Raw genomic sequence first — 18,388 nt, forward strand, 5'->3', positions numbered from 1 at the left:
GATCACGGACACATCACCGGCTGGTGTGAAAACTCTAGACGCGCCGTCGATTCTGGCGCGCACTCCTTTCTCCAACGAACGACGGAACGCCATGGCCACGCTGAAGAAATCCGCACGCAAGAAGACCGCTTCCGCTTCCCGCAACGACGACCTGCAGGCGCAGGCCGAGCAGATGTCCAGGCGCCTGGGCGAATCGGCGCAGCAGGTGTGGCTGGCGGGCGTCGGGGCGTTCGGCCGCGCGCAGGCCGAGGGCACCAAGCTGTTCGAAACGCTGGTGAAGGAAGGCTTGTCGCTGGAGCACATCACGCGCAAGGCGGCCGGCGGCAAGGCGCAGGCCATGCGGGATGCGGTGGAGACCACGGTCGGGCAGGCGCGCGAGCGCGCATCGGATACGTGGGATCGCCTCGAGAAGGTTTTCGAAGAGCGCGTGCACCGCGCGCTGCGCAGACTCGAGGTCCCCAGCCGCGAAGACCTCTCCGCGCTGATCGACCGCGTCGATGCGTTGAATGCCGAGCTGCGCAAGCTCGGCGGCGCGCCTGCGGCGAAGTCGGCCCGTGCGGCACGCCCGCGCAAGGCCAGCGTCAAAAAAGCGGCGCCCGCCGCGAAGAAAACGCCCGCCAAACGTGCATCGCGCAAGAAGGCTGCACCATAAGGCTGCAGCGCGTTTTTGCAGGCTTTTCTGAACAAAATTTTGTTGCGCAGCACCATCGAATGGCGTAACAATCATTCCGCCCGCCAGTCCATCGAAGTTCGTTTGCTCCCCTCCCCTTACGGCTTCGGACTGGCGGGCTTTTCTTTGCCTGCATTCCGCGACGCCGAGCGGCCATCGAAAGACACGCGCCGGGCCGGCCCGGTAGAATCGCGGTCCTAATAACAACAACGCATCCGCGACGCATGTCCCTTTGGCTCCTTGGCTTGGCCGTCACCTTGGTGAGCGGCATCGCGGCGACCGCCTATCTCTGGCTGGTGCGTCGCCCCCGCGATGAAATGACCTACGGCCTGCATGCGCTGTCCGGATTGCGCTGGCGCGAATTCTCCAAGCTCGTCCTGGCCGCGATGGCCGGCCGCGGACTGGTGGAGGCCTCGCCCGAACCGCAGGAATCCCGCGAACCACAGTCGACCTTCCTGCTGCATCGCGGCGACGAGCGCTGGCTGCTGTCCTGCAAGCATGGGTCTGCCTATCGGATCGCCGCCGCGCCGGTCCATGAACTGGCGGCCAGCATTCGCCTGGGCGCCGCACAGGGCGGCATCCTCGCCACCGAAGGCAAGGTGGAAAAGGAAGGCCGCGATGCGGCGCAGGGCACGAACATCGAACTGCTCGACGGCCCCCGCCTGTGGCCGCAGGTACGCCACCTGATCGAACCCGCGCTGCGCGAACAGATCGATCAGTACGCCAGCGGTCGTGCCAAGCGCCATACGGGCATCTCTTGGCTGGGCGCGGTCGCCCTGGGCGCGCTGGCGATGGTCGCCTGGTCCAGCGGACATCCGGCGTCGATGGACGACGTGCCCGCTGCGGTGCCGCCTGCGTCCTCGGCCCGCCCGAGCACACCACCGCCACCCACCGTCACCGCCCCGCAGGCCACGTTCCGGGAACCGACGGAGGAGGAACTGGAGGTGCAGATGCGCGACGTGCTCAAGGCGCTGTCCAAGACCCCCGGCATCACGCGCGGCGTCTGGCAGACCAAGCTGACGCTGAGCATCGATCGCGTCGCCAGCGAGAAGGACATCTGGCCGTGGATCTGCCTGGAACTCGAGCGCTACCCGGCCCTGCGCGCGACCCGCGTGCAGCTCAATCCGCCACCGGGAAGCAGCGAGCCGGTGCGCTGGCGCCAGTGCAAGACGATGTGATCGCCGGCGCACCGCGACACTCCGTCGCTGTGCGTGCCATGTCGCTCCCGGGATGATGGCCACACGGCCCCCACGCTTTGCCCCATGACCGACGTCCCCGAACCCACGCCTTACGACCGCATCGGCGGCGAAGCCGGCCTGCGCCGGATGACGCAGCGCATGTATGCGTTGATGGACACGTTGCCGGAAGCGGCCGCGGTCCGCGCGCAGCATCCGGATACGCTTGAGGGCAGCGAGCAGAAGCTGCTCGAGTTCCTCAGCGGCTGGCTCGGCGGGCCGCCATTGTTCACCCGGAAACACGGCGCGCCGATGCTGCGCGCCCGCCACCTGCCGTTCCGGATCGGCATGGAGGAAGCCAGCGGCTGGCTGGCCTGCTTCCACGGCGCCATGACGGAGACGGTGGCGGACACGGAACTGCGGGAGTTTCTATGGTCGCGGATCGAGCCGCTCGCGCTGCACATGCGGAACATGCAAGCGGTGCCGCTGCGGTGGACGGATCCCCGGGACGCGTAGAGCGGAGCTTGCTCCGCTGCGTTCGCTGCCGCGCGATCGGCATCGATGGCGACGCCGCGCCGGCCCGGCGCGACGCCACTACCAGTGCACGCCCCGCATCAGCGACGCGAACGCGATCTGTTCCTGGCTCGGCGCGGACTCCTTCAGCGCCTTGCGGTCGCCCTTGGCGGCGGCGGAATCGGGGAACAGCTCGAAGGCCGTGTTCATCACCACCTCGTACGCCTTCGGCGCCACCGCATTGACGAGGGCCGCGAAGATGCCGAGGCGGGTCGCGATGCGGCTGGGCTTCTCGATGATCGCCTTGACCAGCAGGTCGGCCGCTTCCTCCGGCGACAGCGTCGGCACGCTGTCGTACATCTTGGTCGGCGCGATCATCGGCGTCTTCACCAGCGGCATGTTGATGGTGGTGAAGCTGATGCCCTTGCCCGACAGCTCGCCCTGCGCGCAGCGGCTGAACGCGTCCAGCGCCGCCTTCGATGCGACATACGCCGAGAAGCGCGGCGAGTTCGCCAGCACACCGATCGAACTGATGTTGATGATGTGGCCCTTTCGACGCTCGGTCATCTTCGGCAGGAAGCCCATGATTAGGCGGATGCTGCCGAAGTAGTTCAGCTGCATGGTGCGCTCGAAATCATGGAAACGGTCGTAGCTGGCCTCGATGGAACGGCGGATCGAGCGGCCGGCGTTGTTGATCAGGATGTCGACCTGGCCGTGCTCGTCGAGCACGGTCTTCACCAGCCGGTCGCAGTCGGCCATGTCCGCCAGGTCGGCGGTGTAGGCGAAGACCTTGCCGCCCGCCTTCTTCATGTCGTCGCGGGCCTTGAACAGTTCCTCTTCGCCACGCGCCACGATGATCGTGGTCGCGCCCGCTTCGGCCACGCGCTGGGCGGTGGACAGACCGATGCCGGAGGAACCGCCGGTGATGACGACCACCTTGTTGCGCACCTTCCCCTTCAACGAGCGATCTATGAACAGGTCCGGGTCGAGGTGGCGCTCCCAGTAGTCCCACAGGCGCCACGCATAGTCGTCCAGCCGCGGCACGGCGATGCCGCTGCCCTTCAGCGCCCGCTCCGTCTCGCGGCTGTCGAAGCGCGTCGGATAGGTGATGAACTTCAACACCTCTTTCGGGATCTTGAAATCGCGCAGCAGCATGCCGATGAAACGGCGCACCGGCGGCAGGTTGCCCACGGCCATGCGGATGCTGCCCGGCACGAAGGCGAACATGCGCGCATCGATGCGCATGGTCATCTCCGGCGCGTGGCCGGCGCGGCAGAACGTGTTGAGCACCTCACCGACGCGCATGGGTTCCGGGTCGGTCAGGTGGAAGGTGTGCCCGTCCAGCTTCGGCTTGTGCGCGATATGGTCCATCGCGTCGGCGACGAAATCCACCGGCACGATGTTGATGCGCCCCCCCTCGATGCCGAGCACCGGCACCCACTGCGGCAGGAGTTCGCGCAGCTTCTTGATAAGGGTGAAGAAGTAGTACGGGCCATCGATCTTGTCGATCTCGCCGGTCTTCGAGTGGCCGACGACCATGCCGGGGCGGTAGATCCGCCACTTGATGCGGGTTTCCTTGCGCACCAGGCCTTCGGAGTCGTGCTTGGTGCGCAGGTAGGGATCGTCCAGGCCTTCGGCTTCCTCGAACATGTCCTCGCGGAAGATGCCCGGGTACAGGCCGGCGGCGGCGATGGAACTGGTGTGGTGGAAGCAGCCGGCCTTCAGCGCCGCCGCCAGGTCGAGTGCGTGCTGCGTGCCGTCGATGTTGGCTGCCTGCTGCGCTTCGCGGCTGGCGGTCAGGTCGTAGACCGCGGCCAGGTGGAAGAAATGCTTCACCTTGCCGGTGAGGGCACGCAACTGGGCGGGGGTCAGGCCGCACTTCGGCTTGGTCATGTCACCGTGCACCACCGCCACGCGCTTCATGTCCCAGCCCGCTTTCTTCGCGATGGCGTCGAACTTCTTCTGCGAGTCCTTGCGGACCAGCACGTGGACCGTCCCGCTGCGCTTGAGGAGGTTGCCGACCAGATAGCGGCCAATGAATCCCGTGGCGCCCGTGACGAAATAGCTCATGACGACCCATCCCTCGAGTTGTGTGGGCCAGCCCCTCCGACCGCCCTGCGGGCTAACTTGCCAGAGCGGCCCACGTTCGACAATCCCGTCACGGATTGACCGCCCCCACCACCCGTGGTCAGATGGCCCCGATCACTGGGAGGGATCATCCATGGCAGATCTGAAGAGCGCATTCGAACAGGCATCCAAGGACATCCAGACGCTGTCGGAGCGTCCGGACAACGACACGCTGCTGCGCCTGTACGGCCTGTACAAGCAGGGCGCCGAGGGCGACGTGAAGGGCGACAAGCCGGGCTTCTTCGATTTCGTCGGTACGGCCAAGTACGAAGCCTGGGCCAAGCTGAAGGGTACTCCGCAGGAAGACGCGCAGAAGAAGTACGTGGACCTGGTGAAGAAGCTCATCGCGTAGTGGCACGCGACACGCGCCAGCGCATCCTCGACGCCGCCCTGGCGATGTTCAACACACAGGGCGAGCCTCACGTCACGACGAACCACATCGCCGACGAGCTGGAGATCAGCCCCGGCAACCTGTACTACCACTTCCGCAACAAGGACGACATCATCGAGCAGCTCTTCGCACGGTACGAAGAGCGCATGGACGCCGCACTGACCCCGCCCACCGAGCGCCTGCCGGGCCTCGAAGACATCTGGCTGCAGCTGCACCTGGTGTTCGAGTGCATCTGGGACTACCGGTTCCTCTACCGCGATCTGGTCGAGATACTCAGCCGCAACCGGCGGCTGCGCATGCGCTTCGCGCGCATCCTCAAGCGCGCCGACGACAGCGCGCATGCGGTGATGCGGGGAATGGGACACGCGGGCGTGATGCGGGCCTCGGCGGCGGAACTCGCCGCCACCGCCACCAACGTGCTGGTGGTCTCGACGTTCTGGCTCAACTATGCCTCCGCGCGTGGCGAAAAGGATGAGCAGGCCGCCATCCGGCAGGGCATCGTGCAGGTGATGATGCTGGTGGCGCCTTTCCTGCGCGATGCCGAGCGCGTCCATCTGAATACGCTGACGCAGGCTTACACCGCCTGAGCGGCCCCGGCATCGTGCGCGCCGGACGCGCGGCGTGCCGAACCTTCCCTTTCAGGCCGCCGCCAGCGTCGCGCCCAGGCGGGCCGATGCCGCCCGCAGGTCGGGCAGCAGTCCACGATCATCGACGATCTCGAAGTCCGGGCCGATCAGCGCCATCAGCGCGAGCAGCGCATCGACGGATTCCGCCCCGAGCTCGAGCATGCAATGGTCCGCATCGCCGGCCTCGAGGATCCCGCACCACGGCGGCACGCGCGCGGCCTGTTCTTCGATGGAACCCGGCAACCGCAGCCTGACCTGGAAGCGGGTGAACGGCTGCGTGATGGACTTGGCCACGTAGTCGGCGACGTCGCCCGGGAACGCGCGGGGCGGGAACTGCGTGCCGGTGTCGTGCAGCGCCTCCACGCGATCGACGCGGAACGTACGCCAGTCTTCCCGCTTCAGGTCCCAGGCCACCAGATACCAGCGGCTGCCCGTGTGCACCAGGCGCAGCGGTTCGATCAGGCGTTCGGTGGCACGCTGGCTGCGGTCGCGGTAGTGCATGCGCAGGCGGAACCCGTCGCGACAGGCGCCGGCGATACGCAGCAGGAGATCCACATCGGAGGTCGGCAGGCCGCCGGCCAGCGACAGGGTGACCGAATACAGCGCGCTGGCGCGCTTGCGCAGGCGCGCCGGCAGCCACTGGTCGAGTTTCGACAGCAGCCGCAGCGCCGTGTCTTCCATCCGCCCCACGCTGGCAGCGGCCGTGCGCAGCGCCACGGCCACCGCAACGGCTTCGTCATCCTCCAGCAGTACCGGCGGCATCGCGGATCCGGCGCCGAGGCGGTAGCCGCCGCCCAGCCCGGGCGAAGCATCGATGGGGTAACCCAGTTCGCGCAACCGCTCGACATCGCGGCGGAGGGTGCGGCGGTCGATTTCCAGCCGCTGGCTCAGCTCGGCACCGGTCCAATGGCGACGGGACTGCATCAGCGACAGCAGGCGGAGAAGGCGGTTGGACGTACTGAGCATGGAGCCAGTATGCCCCGGCATTGAGGACTGATTCTGTCCTCGATAGAGGGAACACTGGAGCCTCCCTCCTGCAGCGAGCGCGTCCCCATGACCGTCCAGACGTACACCGGCAGCTGCCATTGCGGCGCCGTGCGTTACGAAGCCGACCTCGACCTGTCCGCCGGAAGCGGCCGCTGCAACTGCTCGGTCTGCGCCAAGACGCGGTACTGGGGCGTGGTGGTGAAGCCGGATGCCTTCCGCCTGCTGCAGGGTGAAGAAGCGCTGACGCGCTATCCGTTCGGCACGGGCATGGTGGAACACCTGTTTTGCCGTCACTGCGGCGTCAAGTCGTTCGGACGCGGCGAGCTGGAGGTGTTGGGCGGGCGCTATTACTCGGTGAACGTCGCCTGCCTGGACGATGTGGAACCCGCCCTGCTGGCGGAGATCCCGATCCGCTACGCCAACGGCCGCGACAACGACTGGTTCTCGGAGCCTGCGATTACCGCGCACCTCTGATCGGCCCCCGAAACGCAGGACGCCCCGGCATGCCGGGGCGTCCAGTCCGGGATCATCGGCCTCAAGCGCGGCTGCGGCGGGCCGGACGCTTCGCGGCGGCCTTGCGGGGCGCAGCGGCGCGCGTGCGCTTGGCCGCCGGCTTCTTGCGGGTGCGGGACGCGGGCTTCTTGCGCGCCGACGCCTTCAGGCCCAGCTTGACCAGCACGGGCTGCAGGCGGGCTTCGACATCGGCGCTGAAGCGCTCCACGCTCGCCTCGCCCTGCTCGCGGGCCTCCGCCAGGCGCTCCCGTACATCGCGCCGGGCTTGCCCGGCAAGCGCTTCCGCCTGCTGGCGCGCGGCCTGGAGTTTTCCTGCAGCGTCGGCGAAGGTGGTGAGGGCTTCGCGGCGAGCGACGGCGATCAGGCCCAGGCCAGCGAGCCAGACGTGGCGCAGGGTGGGTTCGGGGGTCTTGCGGGTGTTCTTCTTGGCGGCCATGGGGCGATCCACATGCCGGCCGCGACGGCCGGCTTCCATGACGGGATGCTGTCCGGCCTGCGTCGAGCAATCACACTATTGGCCGTTGTCGCGATGGAATGCGTAGGGGTTGCCTGCGGACGCGGTTCGCGGCGATGCTCGCGGCATCCTGGGAGGGACGATCGATGGCAGCGAAATCATCCAAGTGGGCTCCGTTTCCGCACGACGCCAAGGCCTACGCCTATGCCGGCGATGCACTCAAGAAAGCCTGGCCTGCCCTGCATGCCGGCGACCAGGAGCCCTACCCCGACGAAAAACGCGCCAAGGCGCTGATCGCCGCGGCAGGCAAGGCCGCCAAGGGGATCGAGCCCGCCGAACTGGCGCAGCGCCTGCAGGAGGCATGGCGCGCCTTCCATCGCGGCGACTTCCAGACGGCGTTCGAGGCTGGCGAGGCCCTGGGCCCGCTGGGCGCCTCGGTGGCGGTCAAGGCCATGGGAATCCATGCCACGTATCTGGTGGACGACGAAGCCGAACGACTGAGGCGCTTCGAGCAGGCGGCGACGCTGGCGGAGGCTGCCGTCAAGGCCTTGCCCGGCGAGGCGAACAGTCACTATCGCCACGCCTTTGCGCTGGGCCGCTACAGCCAGGGGCTGAGCATCGCCAAGGCACTCAAGCAGGGGATCGCCGGCAAGGTGCGGGCCGCGCTCGACGCCACCCTGGAGCGCGAGCCCAAGCATGCCGAGGCGCACACGGCGCTGGCGCTTTACCACGCCGAGATCATCGACAAGATCGGCGCCATGATCGGCGGGCTGACGTACGGTGCCAAGGCGGGTGAAGCCGAGTCGCACATCAAGACCGCGCTGAAGCTCACACCCGATTCGCCCATCGCCCACGTCGAGTACGCCAACGTGCTGCTGCTCCTGCATGGCGACAAGAAGGAAGATGCGGCCGCTGCGTCGTTCGAGAAAGCGGGCAAGCTGAAACCGCGCGATGCCATGGAAGCACTGGACGCTGCCCACGCGAATGCGCAGATCGAGTAAGGCCTGGCCACTCGTGCTGGCGGCGCTGTCGCTGGCCGGCGCTCGCAGCCCGGCGTCCGCGCAAGCGGCCGTCGCACCGGCGCCGGTACCTGCGCCCGGACCCACGGACACGCTGCTGGACGCCCTCACGTGCCGCACCGCGATTGCCGACCTGCCGGCATTGCTGCAACGCCTCCGGCGTGAACGTCCCACGGAGTTCGTGCAGACCGAACGCCAGTACAGCGCGCCGATGATGGACCTCTACCGGCTGGAAGCGCCGGTGCAGGCATGGGGCCATCGCAGCGATGCGGTAGTCATCACCGACAGTCGCGTGCTGCTGCTGGTGGACAGCCCGATCGAGCAGGCCACTGCCCAGCTCGAGCGCGCGCTGGAGGACAGCAAGGACGCACCGCTGTCCGCCGCGCTGGACGACGGGCACGCGCTGGTGGTCTATCCCGGCGAACAGCCGGGCCTGCAGGGGCGCACGCTGGTCGGCTGCGAATACCGCATGCCTTCGCTCTCGCTGCTCGCCGATCCCGACGACGCCTGGCGGATACCCACGCGCTGATGCACCACGTGCGCGTCGCGCGCACGCCTTCATCCTGCCTTGCACCTGCACCCTGCGACCGCGCCATGCGCGCACGTTCGTGCGCGCCTGCGACGCGCCCTGGGGTGTACTCGCGCCCGCGAGCGCGCCTTAACGGCAGCCTGCGTGCCTTCTTTAGCCCTTTTCCACGCTTTCGCGCATCCACCGAAACGCCTGCGCCACAGGGGTTTCGGCGACCTAGCACATTTTTTCGACGACCCCCTAAAGGTTTTTTGGGCAGCGCCGTTATTCATTTCGCAACACGAAGACGACTAGCCCAACAAAACAATCCGGCAGCGTCTTTTCCCTTCAACGCCGTGAATCCAAATAAGAGGAGACGAACATGGCACAGGTAATCAACACCAACACGATGTCGCTCAACGCTCAGCGCAACCTGAGCACCAGCGGCGCTTCTCTGGCCACCACCATCCAGCGCCTGTCGTCGGGCCTGCGCATCAACAGTGCGAAGGACGACGCGGCCGGTCTGGCCATCTCCGAACGCTTCAGCACCCAGATCCGCGGCCTCGACGTCGCGGTCCGCAACGCCAACGACGGCATCTCGCTGGCCCAGGTGGCGGAAGGCTCGCTGACCGAGATCGGCAACAACCTGCAGCGCATCCGCGAACTGGCCGTGCAGTCCTCCAACGCCAGCAACTCCGCGTCCGACCGCGCCGCCCTGAATGCCGAAGTCAAGCAGCTGACCGCCGAAATCGACCGCGTCGCCAAGCAGGCCGACTTCAACGGCACCAAGCTGCTGGACGGCTCCTTCACCAGCCAGCTGTTCCAGGTCGGCGCCAACGCCGGCCAGGCCATCGCCATCGACAAGGTCGTGGACGCCCGCGCGCAGACGCTGGGCGGCGTAACCTTCGCCAACCTGTACACCGGCACCGCACTGGGCGCCGATGCGGCGGCAGCGGACACCACCTTCTCGCAGTTGCAGGTCACGGTCACGCCGACCGGCGGCACGGCGACCACGTACGATATCGGCGCCTTCGAAGTGAAGGCCGGCCAGTCGATCACCCAGGGCGCGGCGGCCGCGCTGAACGCCCGGCTGGGCGAAACCGGCGTCTATGCCGAGGTCAAGGCCGGCGTCATCAACCTGAGCGGCATCAAGGGCGGACAGGAATTCGCACTGGCCTTCGGCGGCCCCGTGGTCGCCGGCGCCACCGCGTCGACCGCCGCCAACCTCGGCCTGACCGAAACCAGCACCAACGGCGGCGACCTGGCCGCGGCGGGCAGCTTCGTCCAGGGCCTGGACATCACCACGTTCGCCGGTTCGCAGCGCGCGCTGGAAGTGGTCGACAAGGCCCTGACCTCGGTCAATGGCGCCCGCGCCGACCTGGGTGCCATCCAGAACCGCTTCACCTCGGTGGTCGCCAACCTGCAGACCAGCTCGGAAAACCTGGCCGCCTCGCGCAGCCGCATCCGCGATACCGACTTCGCCAAGGAAACCGCCGAACTGACCCGCACCCAGATCCTGCAGCAGGCCGGCACGGCCATGCTGGCCCAGGCCAACCAGGTGCCCCAGAACGTGATGTCCCTGCTGCGGAACTAAGCCTTTGCGTCCCGGGTTGCACGGCCGGGAAGCGTTGGAACCTCCATCCCCCGTGCGACAAACGCCTAAGGAAACCTTCTCATGGCACAGGTAATCAACACCAACACGATGTCGTTGAATGCTCAGCGCAACCTGAGCACCAGCGGCGCCTCGCTCGCCACGACCATCCAGCGTCTGTCGTCGGGTCTCCGCATCAACAGCGCCAAGGACGACGCCGCCGGCCTGGCGATTTCCGAACGCTTCAGCACGCAGATCCGCGGCCTCGACGTCGCGGTCCGCAACGCCAACGACGGCATCTCGCTGGCCCAGGTGGCGGAAGGCTCGCTGACCGAGATCGGCAACAACCTGCAGCGCATCCGTGAGCTGTCGGTGCAGTCGGCCAACGCGACGAACTCCTCGTCCGACCGTGCTGCGCTGAATGCGGAAGTCAAGCAGCTGACCGCCGAAATCGACCGCGTCGCCAAGCAGTCCGAGTTCAACGGCACCAAGCTGCTGGACGGTTCGTTCTCCAGCCAGCTGTTCCAGGTCGGCGCCAACGCCGGCCAGGCCATCGCCATCGACAAGACTGTCGATGCCAAGGCCAATGCGCTGGGCGGCGCCCAGTTCGCCACCGGCACGATCGCGGCGGTGACGGGCACGGACAATACCGACCAGGTGGTCGCGGCGTTTACCATCACCGACAGCAAGGGCACGGCGGTCAGCTTCGACGCCCTGACCGTCAAGAGCGTCGGCCTGGCCGCCGCCAACGCCAGCGAAACCGGCAAGCAGCTGGCCGCGCACATCAACAGCAAGGTCGGCGAAACCGGCGTGTATGCCGAAGCCAACGCGGCGGGCGCGGTCACCCTGACCTCGGTCAAGGACAGCGTCAACAGCAGCGGCGCGTTCACCGCATTCGCCACCACGGCGGCCGGCTACACCGCCGGCGCGGCACCGACCAAGCAGTACGCCAGCAACCTGGACATCAGCTCGGTCAAGGGCGCACAGCAGGCGCTGGAAATCGTCGACAAGGCCTTGACCTCGGTCAACGGTGCCCGCGCCGACCTGGGTGCTGTGCAGAACCGCTTCACCTCGGTGGTTGCCAACCTGCAGACCAGCTCGGAAAACCTGGCCGCCTCGCGCAGCCGCATCCGCGACACCGACTTCGCCAAGGAAACCGCCGAACTGACCCGCACCCAGATCCTGCAGCAGGCCGGTACGGCCATGCTCGCCCAGGCCAACCAGGTGCCGCAGAACGTGATGTCCCTGCTCCGCTAAACCGCTGAACGGCATCGGGCGGGCGGCACTCTCCCCGCACGCCTGATGCCCACCTCTCCACCGCCTTGAGGAACCCTCCATGGCACAGGTAATCAACACCAACACGATGTCGCTCAACGCTCAGCGCAACCTGAGCACCAGCGGCGCCTCGCTCGCCACAACCATCCAGCGTCTGTCGTCGGGTCTCCGCATCAACAGCGCCAAGGACGACGCCGCCGGCCTGGCGATTTCCGAACGCTTCAGCACGCAGATCCGCGGCCTCGACGTCGCGGTCCGCAACGCCAACGACGGCATTTCGCTGGCCCAGGTGGCGGAAGGCTCGCTGACCGAGATCGGCAACAACCTGCAGCGCATCCGTGAGCTGTCGGTGCAGTCGGCCAACGCGACGAACTCCTCGTCCGACCGTGCTGCGCTGAATGCGGAAGTCAAGCAGCTGACCGCCGAAATCGACCGCGTCGCCAAGCAGTCCGAGTTCAACGGCACCAAGCTGCTGGACGGTTCGTTCTCCAGCCAGCTGTTCCAGGTCGGCGCCAACGCCGGCCAGGCCATCGCCATCGACAAGACCGTCGATGCCAAGGCCAATGCGCTGGGCGGTGCGATGTTCGCCACGGCCACCTTCACCACGGCGACTCCCGCCGACGGCGTCACCGCCCTCAAGATCGAAGGCCTGCAGCTGACCAACGCCGATGGCGCCACGGTCACCATCGACACCGTCGACGTAGCCGCCCAGGGCACCGCCGCAGGTACCCGGGACGCGGCCGCGAAGGCCATGGTCACCGCGATCAACGCCAAGATCGGCGAGAGCGGCGTGTACGCCGAACTCGGCGCCGCGGGTGCGATCAACCTGACTTCGGTCAAGGACAGCGTCGGCACCAACGGTGCGTTCAAGGGCATCGCGATCGAGACCGGCACCTGGACCGGCGGTACCGCCCCGGCCGACGTCGCCGCCAGCACGGTCGCCACCACCAAGCAGTACGCCGCCAACCTGGACATCAGCTCGGTCAAGGGCGCGCAGCAGGCGCTGGAAATCGTCGACAAGGCCCTGACCGCCGTTAACGGCGCGCGTGCCGACCTGGGTGCAGTGCAGAACCGCTTCACCTCGGTGGTCGCCAACCTGCAGACCAGCTCGGAAAACCTGGCCGCTTCGCGCAGCCGCATCCGCGACACCGACTTCGCCAAGGAAACCGCCGAACTGACCCGCACCCAGATCCTGCAGCAGGCCGGTACGGCCATGCTGGCCCAGGCCAACCAGGTGCCCCAGAACGTGATGTCCCTGCTCCGCTAACCGCTTCACAGGAATCGTCGCCTGGCGCAGGCGTCCCGGAAGGATTCGTCTCCCTCCGTTTCGCGCCGGGATGGATGGCCCCGCCATCCGTCCGCCCTCCACCGGCTTGGTGGCGGGCGCCGGGCATTCCTCCCCGCTTCTGCTCCGCGTACCCCGCTTCACTCTCCCTTTTTCCAGGACTCCGTCATGGCACAGGTCATCAACACCAACACGATGTCGTTGAATGCTCAGCGCAACCTGAGCACCAGCGGCGCTTCGCTCGCCACCACCATCCAGCGCCTGTCTTCCGGCCTGCGCATCAACAGCGCGAAGGACGACGCGGCCGGCCTGGCCATCTCCGAGCGTTTCAGCACGCAGATCCGCGGCCTCGATGTCGCCGTGCGCAATGCCAACGACGGCATCTCGCTGGCCCAGGTCGCCGAAGGCTCGCTGACCGAGATCGGCAACAACCTGCAGCGCATCCGTGAGCTGTCGGTGCAGTCGGCCAACGCGACCAATTCCTCCTCCGACCGCGCCGCGCTGAACGCCGAAGTGAAGCAGCTGGCGTCGGAAATCGACCGCGTCGCCAAGCAGTCCGAGTTCAACGGCACCAAGCTGCTGGACGGTTCGTTCTCCAGCCAGCTGTTCCAGGTCGGTGCCAACGCCGGCCAGGCCATCGCCATCGACAAGGTGGTCGACGCGCGCTCGCAGTCGCTGGGCAACATCAAGTTCGCCGCCGACGTCACCGGCACGGCGATCGCCGACGCAGGCGCGGACGGCAGCATTGCCGGCCTGACGATCAACGCGATCGCGATCGACACCGTCGCTTACACCAACGGCACCAGCGGCGACGACATCGCCAAGACGCTGGCGACCGCGATCAACGCGAAAATGGGTGAGACCGGCGTGTACGCGTCGGTGACCGCCGACCAGGTGACCCTGAACTCGGTGAAGGCCGGCAAGGACCTGGTGGTGGGTGGCACGGTGACCGGGTCGGGCCTGACGGCCGCTACGACCACCGCCGCAGCGACCGCCACGGCCTCGTTCGTCAAGGATCTCGACATCACCTCGGTGGAAGGCGCACAGAAGGCGCTGGAAATCGTCGATTCCGCGCTGACCTCGGTCAACGGCGCCCGCGCCGACCTGGGTGCGGTGCAGAACCGCTTCACCTCGGTGGTCGCCAACCTGCAGACCAGCTCGGAAAACCTGGCCGCCTCGCGCAGCCGCATCCGCGATACCGACTTCGCCAAGGAAACCGCCGAACTGACCCGCACCCAGATCCTGCAGCAGGCCGGTACGGCCATGCTCGCCCAGGCCAACCAAGTGCCCCAGAACGTGATGTCCCTGCTCCGCTAAACCGCTTCACGGGAATCGTTGCCTGGCGCAGGCACCCCGGAAGGATTCGTCTCCCTCCGTTTCGCGCCGGGAGAGGTGGCCCCGCCACCTCTCCGCCCCACACCGGTCTGGTGGCGGGCGCCGGGCATTCCTTCTCTGTTGTAACCCCTTTCTTCTTTTCCACAGGTCCGCGCCATGGCACAGGTCATCAACACCAACACGATGTCGTTGAACGCCCAGCGCAACCTGAGCACCAGCGGCGCCTCTCTCGCCACCACCATCCAGCGTCTCTCGTCCGGCCTGCGCATCAACAGTGCGAAGGACGACGCGGCCGGCCTGGCGATCTCCGAACGCTTCAGCACCCAGATCCGGGGCCTCGATGTCGCCGTGCGCAATGCCAACGATGGCATCTCGCTGGCGCAGGTCGCCGAAGGCTCGCTGACCGAGATCGGCAACAACCTGCAACGCATCCGCGAACTGGCCGTGCAGTCGTCCAACGCGACCAATTCCTCCTCCGACCGCGCCGCGCTGAACGCCGAGGTCAAGCAGCTGACCGCCGAGATCGATCGCGTGGCCAAGCAGTCGGAGTTCAACGGCACCAAGCTGCTGGACGGTTCGTTCTCCAGCCAGCTGTTCCAGGTGGGCGCCAATGCCGGCCAGGCCATCGCCATCGACAAGACCGTCGACGCCAAGGCCGCCTCGCTTGGCAAGGCGCAATTCGGCTCCACCGGCGGTGTCAACGTCATGACCGGTACGGCGACCGCCGACGGCAAGATCACGGCGATCTCGGTGACCAATTCCGCCGGCAAGACGATCGCCATCGACGATGTCGACGTGAAAGCTGGCGAGACCGGGGCACAGGTCACCGCCAAGGTGATGGGCGCGATCAACGCCAAGGTCGGCGAGCATGGCATCTACGCCGAATCCACGGGTACGACCGGCGCGTTCTACACGGTAGGTGAAGCCGTGAACGCAAGCGGCGCGCCCGCTGCGATCAACATCGTCTACGGCACCAGCGGCGTCGCCGGCATCACCTCCGGCACCGGCGTGAATGGCGGTACGCCCGGCGCCGGCGAGATCAAGGGCCTGTCCGACCTTGACGTCACGTCGTACCTCAATGCCTCACGCGCCGTGACCATCGTCGACAAGGCGCTGACCGTGGTGAACTCGGCCCGCGCCGACCTGGGTGCGGTGCAGAACCGCTTCACCTCGGTGGTCGCCAACCTGCAGACCAGCTCGGAAAACCTGGCCGCCTCGCGCAGCCGCATCCGCGACACCGACTTCGCCAAGGAAACCGCCGAACTGACCCGCACCCAGATCCTGCAGCAGGCCGGTACGGCCATGCTCGCCCAGGCCAACCAGGTGCCCCAGAACGTGATGTCCCTGCTGCGCTGATACGCGGCCGCCCGTCTGCTCCTTAGTAGTTCCCTGTCGTCACGGACGGATTCGTCTCCCTCCGTTTGGCAGTACCCCAACCCCTGCCGGCAACGGCGGGGGTCTTTTTTTTGCAGGAGTGAGTGTGACGCGTGAGGCGTGAGCAAACGCGTCCAGCCGGCTCGGCAGCATTCGCCTCCATTCGGTCCCCGCGCCTCTCCGCTCACTCGCCACCCCACTGGCACAAACCCTGCATCACCGCCGTCGACCGCATTTCTTACCAGCACGCCGGACCCACGGCGGCGGTGGGAGACGGAGAAATGCGGCTAAAGAACGGCTCAGCCGGGCCGTTATTGGTACTGCACGGGCGGGTCCCATTCGTGATCGGATGGCGGCCCGCCCGGCCTCCCCTTTTTGCGGAAAGGGTCAGACAGGAGACAGGGCAATGGCAGATTATTCGCTGGGTTACGGCGGCATCGGTTCGGGGCTGGACATCACCGGCATGGTCGAACAGCTGGTCGCGGCCGATCGCAAGCCCGCCGACAATCGCCTGAACCGCATCGAGAGCCAGGCAAAGTTCAAGCTCTCGGCCATCGGCACCGTCAGTTCCGCCTTCAGCACGCTTGATACCGCGCTCAAGGCCCTGAAGTCCGCCACCGCGTTCGACGTGCGCTCGGTCAAGTCCGGCACCGACACGGTCGCCGGGGCCAGCGTCGCCAGCGGCACGCCCAACGGCATCTACAACGTTGAGGTGGTCGAGCTGGCCACCGCCAACAAATGGATCACCAACACCCCGGTCGGCGCCACCCAGACCTTCGGCGCCGGGCAATTGACGCTGACCGTCGGCGGCGAGTCGCTGGCCATCGACATCGCCGAGGGCGCAACCCTCCAGGACGTGCGCAGCGCCATCAACGACGTCGCCCGCAGCAAGGGCGTGCAGGCGAGCGTGCTGACCTCCAATGACGGCCAGTACCTGTCGGTGTCCTCGGACAAGACCGGCGCCGCGAACGGCATCACCCTGACCTTCGCCTCGGGCGGCAGCGACCTGCAGTCGCTCGCCACCAGCCTGCAGGAACGCGTGCCGGCCGCGGATGCCGAAGTGCTCATCGATGGTCTGACCGTCACCGCCAGCACCAACAAGATCACCGAAGCGGTGCCCGGCCTGACCCTCGACCTGAAGACCAAGGGCACCAGCACGGTCACCGTATCGACCGACACCGCGGCCGCCAGCAAGCTGATGCAGGATGTCGTGACCGCGTACAACACCGCCATCGGCGCGATCAACGCCAGCACCAAGTACAACGCCGAAAGCAACGAGCCTTCGGCGCTGACCGGCGACGCGCAGATGCGCAGCGCGGCCGGCCAGTTGCGCAACCTGATGGGCGACCTGCTCGGCGGCCTGGCGGCGCAGGGACTGGATGCGAAGACGATCGGCCTGCAGACCAAGGGTTATCCGACCTCCGACGGCACGCTTGTGTTCGACAGCAGCAAGTTCACCGCGGCCCTGACGGCTGACCCGGAGAAGATCCGCACCGCCTTCACCGGCGACACCGCGTTCGCCGGCCGGCTGCAGACCGCGGTCAGCAGCTATGTGGGCACCGATGGCGCGTTCACCCTGCGCACCAACGGGCTGAACGCGCAGATCAAGGATGTCGCCACGCAGCGCACCGCACTGGATGCGCGCATGGAGGCCGTCGGCAACCGCTACAAGGCGCAGTTCGTGGCGCTGGACAGCATGATTTCGCAGATGAACACCACCAGTTCCGCCCTCGCCCAGCAACTGGCGTCGCTCACCGCTCAGACGAGCAGTTAATCACCGCGGGTCCGGACCGCCTCCCCGACCGGATCCCCAGGAGAAATGGAATGTCACTTCAGTCCTACGCCGCGCAGTACCGCAACACCGGCCTCAGCAGCGCCGTGATGGAAGCGGATCCGCACCGTCTGGTCGCCCTGCTGCTGGCGGGCGCCTGCGAGCGCCTGCGCCTGGCGGAAGCCTGCGTGATGCGCGGCGACCTGGCCCGCAAGGGCAAGGCCATCGGCGAAGTCAGCGCCATCATCGGCCACCTCAACGGCTCGCTCGACCACGAGGCGGGCGGCGAGATCGCCGGCAGCCTGTCGGCCCTTTACGACTACGTGCAGACGCGCCTGATCGAAGCCAACCTCCACAACGATCCCGCCGCCCTGCGCGAATCGCTGGACCTGCTGGGCGAAATCGAGTCAGCGTGGAACGCCATTCCCAACGAGCAGCGCCAGGTCCCGGCGATGGCCGCGGCAGGATGAGCACCGCGCCGGCCCTCGACGAGCTGTTCGCCCAGCTGGACGCCATGCGTCGCGCCCTGCACGCCGGTGAACTGGAAGACGTGGAGCGCCTGCTCAATCGCCACGACCACGACGTGCGCGCCTTCCTCCATGCCGACGGCGGCCGGAGCGCAGGCTACGACGCGCTGGCCGTCCTGCTGCGCGCGCAGCTGGAACTGCAGAAGAGCATGCAGGACGCCCGCGAGCAGGCGCGCGTACGCATGCACGCCACGCAACGCGCGGATCGTGCCGCGCGCGCGTACCTGTCCGTCGTCGAGGGATGAGC

The 18,388-nt window shown here is 67.2% G+C and carries 19 protein-coding genes; 16 read left to right on the forward strand and 3 right to left on the reverse strand.

Annotation, left to right across the window (positions count from 1 at the left end):
* The first annotated feature begins 91 nt into the window (after positions 1 to 91).
* The 3 genes from ACSQ19_RS17810 to ACSQ19_RS17820 all read left to right on the forward strand — a co-directional run bounded on the left by ACSQ19_RS17810 (position 92) and on the right by ACSQ19_RS17820 (position 2,361).
* Positions 92 to 652 (forward strand): phasin family protein, encoded by a 561-nt coding sequence (locus ACSQ19_RS17810; protein WP_435998874.1) that lies wholly within the window; start codon positions 92 to 94, stop codon positions 650 to 652.
* Between the two features lie 242 nt (positions 653 to 894).
* Positions 895 to 1,848, forward strand: a complete 954-nt coding sequence (locus ACSQ19_RS17815) for a restriction endonuclease (RefSeq protein WP_435998876.1) — start codon at positions 895 to 897, stop codon at positions 1,846 to 1,848.
* A gap of 84 nt (positions 1,849 to 1,932) precedes the next feature.
* Complete coding sequence (locus tag ACSQ19_RS17820; RefSeq protein WP_435998878.1) at positions 1,933 to 2,361, forward strand: group II truncated hemoglobin; 429 nt, start codon at positions 1,933 to 1,935, stop codon at positions 2,359 to 2,361.
* A gap of 78 nt (positions 2,362 to 2,439) precedes the next feature.
* Here ACSQ19_RS17820 and ACSQ19_RS17825 read toward each other — a convergent pair whose 3' ends face one another.
* Complete coding sequence (locus tag ACSQ19_RS17825) at positions 2,440 to 4,428, reverse strand: SDR family oxidoreductase (RefSeq protein WP_296282975.1); 1,989 nt, start codon at positions 4,426 to 4,428, stop codon at positions 2,440 to 2,442.
* Positions 4,429 to 4,579: 151 nt separating this feature from the next.
* On the opposite strand from ACSQ19_RS17825, the gene ACSQ19_RS17830 reads away from it, so the two are divergent.
* Together ACSQ19_RS17830 and ACSQ19_RS17835 are read left to right on the forward strand one after the other, a co-directional pair.
* On the forward strand, positions 4,580 to 4,837 hold the full coding sequence (locus ACSQ19_RS17830) for an acyl-CoA-binding protein (protein WP_296282974.1): 258 nt from the start codon (positions 4,580 to 4,582) through the stop codon (positions 4,835 to 4,837).
* On the forward strand, positions 4,837 to 5,463 hold the full coding sequence (locus tag ACSQ19_RS17835; RefSeq protein WP_296282972.1) for a TetR/AcrR family transcriptional regulator: 627 nt from the start codon (positions 4,837 to 4,839) through the stop codon (positions 5,461 to 5,463). Before ACSQ19_RS17830 ends, ACSQ19_RS17835 begins: the two co-directional genes overlap by 1 nt.
* A 51-nt stretch (positions 5,464 to 5,514) precedes the next feature.
* Here the strand turns inward: ACSQ19_RS17835 and ACSQ19_RS17840 are convergent, their stop codons facing one another.
* Positions 5,515 to 6,468 carry a helix-turn-helix transcriptional regulator gene (locus ACSQ19_RS17840; RefSeq protein ID WP_435998881.1) on the reverse strand — a complete coding sequence of 318 codons (954 nt, stop codon included), beginning with the start codon at positions 6,466 to 6,468 and terminating at the stop codon, positions 5,515 to 5,517.
* 87 nt (positions 6,469 to 6,555) lie between these two features.
* On the opposite strand from ACSQ19_RS17840, the gene ACSQ19_RS17845 reads away from it, so the two are divergent.
* Entirely contained in the window at positions 6,556 to 6,963 is a 408-nt protein-coding gene (locus ACSQ19_RS17845) for a GFA family protein (protein WP_299343764.1), read from the forward strand.
* 61 nt (positions 6,964 to 7,024) lie between these two features.
* On the opposite strand, the gene ACSQ19_RS17850 is transcribed toward ACSQ19_RS17845, so the two are convergent.
* Positions 7,025 to 7,477 carry a hypothetical protein gene (locus ACSQ19_RS17850; protein ID WP_435998884.1) on the reverse strand — a complete coding sequence of 151 codons (453 nt, stop codon included), beginning with the start codon at positions 7,475 to 7,477 and terminating at the stop codon, positions 7,025 to 7,027.
* Between the two features lie 125 nt (positions 7,478 to 7,602).
* Here ACSQ19_RS17850 and ACSQ19_RS17855 point away from each other — a divergent pair, with 125 nt between their 5' ends.
* The 10 genes from ACSQ19_RS17855 to ACSQ19_RS17900 all read left to right on the forward strand — a co-directional run bounded on the left by ACSQ19_RS17855 (position 7,603) and on the right by ACSQ19_RS17900 (position 18,386).
* Complete coding sequence (locus tag ACSQ19_RS17855; RefSeq protein WP_435998886.1) at positions 7,603 to 8,457, forward strand: hypothetical protein; 855 nt, start codon at positions 7,603 to 7,605, stop codon at positions 8,455 to 8,457.
* Positions 8,441 to 9,004 carry a hypothetical protein gene (locus ACSQ19_RS17860; RefSeq protein WP_435998888.1) on the forward strand — a complete coding sequence of 188 codons (564 nt, stop codon included), beginning with the start codon at positions 8,441 to 8,443 and terminating at the stop codon, positions 9,002 to 9,004. The genes ACSQ19_RS17855 and ACSQ19_RS17860 overlap by 17 nt, the downstream gene beginning before the upstream one ends.
* 361 nt (positions 9,005 to 9,365) lie before the next feature.
* Entirely contained in the window at positions 9,366 to 10,577 is a 1,212-nt protein-coding gene (locus tag ACSQ19_RS17865) for a flagellin (protein ID WP_299343757.1), read from the forward strand.
* Positions 10,578 to 10,658: 81 nt separating this feature from the next.
* A complete protein-coding gene (locus ACSQ19_RS17870) occupies positions 10,659 to 11,831 on the forward strand; it encodes a flagellin (protein ID WP_299343756.1) in 1,173 nt (390 codons plus the stop codon).
* A 79-nt stretch (positions 11,832 to 11,910) separates the two neighbouring features.
* A complete protein-coding gene (locus ACSQ19_RS17875) occupies positions 11,911 to 13,116 on the forward strand; it encodes a flagellin (protein WP_299343755.1) in 1,206 nt (401 codons plus the stop codon).
* A gap of 186 nt (positions 13,117 to 13,302) precedes the next feature.
* The gene (locus ACSQ19_RS17880) at positions 13,303 to 14,451 is read left to right on the forward strand and encodes a flagellin (RefSeq protein WP_299343753.1); all 1,149 of its coding nucleotides are present in this window, start codon (positions 13,303 to 13,305) and stop codon (positions 14,449 to 14,451) included.
* 174 nt (positions 14,452 to 14,625) lie between these two features.
* Entirely contained in the window at positions 14,626 to 15,825 is a 1,200-nt protein-coding gene (locus tag ACSQ19_RS17885; protein WP_299343751.1) for a flagellin, read from the forward strand.
* 424 nt (positions 15,826 to 16,249) lie between these two features.
* A complete protein-coding gene (gene fliD, locus ACSQ19_RS17890) occupies positions 16,250 to 17,617 on the forward strand; it encodes a flagellar filament capping protein FliD (protein ID WP_435998892.1) in 1,368 nt (455 codons plus the stop codon).
* A gap of 50 nt (positions 17,618 to 17,667) precedes the next feature.
* Positions 17,668 to 18,084, forward strand: coding sequence for a flagellar export chaperone FliS (gene fliS, locus ACSQ19_RS17895; protein ID WP_296281094.1), 417 nt, complete (start codon positions 17,668 to 17,670; stop codon positions 18,082 to 18,084).
* Positions 18,081 to 18,386 carry a hypothetical protein gene (locus ACSQ19_RS17900; RefSeq protein ID WP_299343745.1) on the forward strand — a complete coding sequence of 102 codons (306 nt, stop codon included), beginning with the start codon at positions 18,081 to 18,083 and terminating at the stop codon, positions 18,384 to 18,386. The genes fliS and ACSQ19_RS17900 overlap by 4 nt, the downstream gene beginning before the upstream one ends.
* Positions 18,387 to 18,388 lie beyond the last annotated feature (2 nt).

Origin of the sequence: Pseudoxanthomonas sp. LjRoot127, assembly GCF_964253495.1 — a bacterium.
Classification (GTDB): Bacteria; Pseudomonadota; Gammaproteobacteria; order Xanthomonadales; family Xanthomonadaceae; genus Pseudoxanthomonas_A.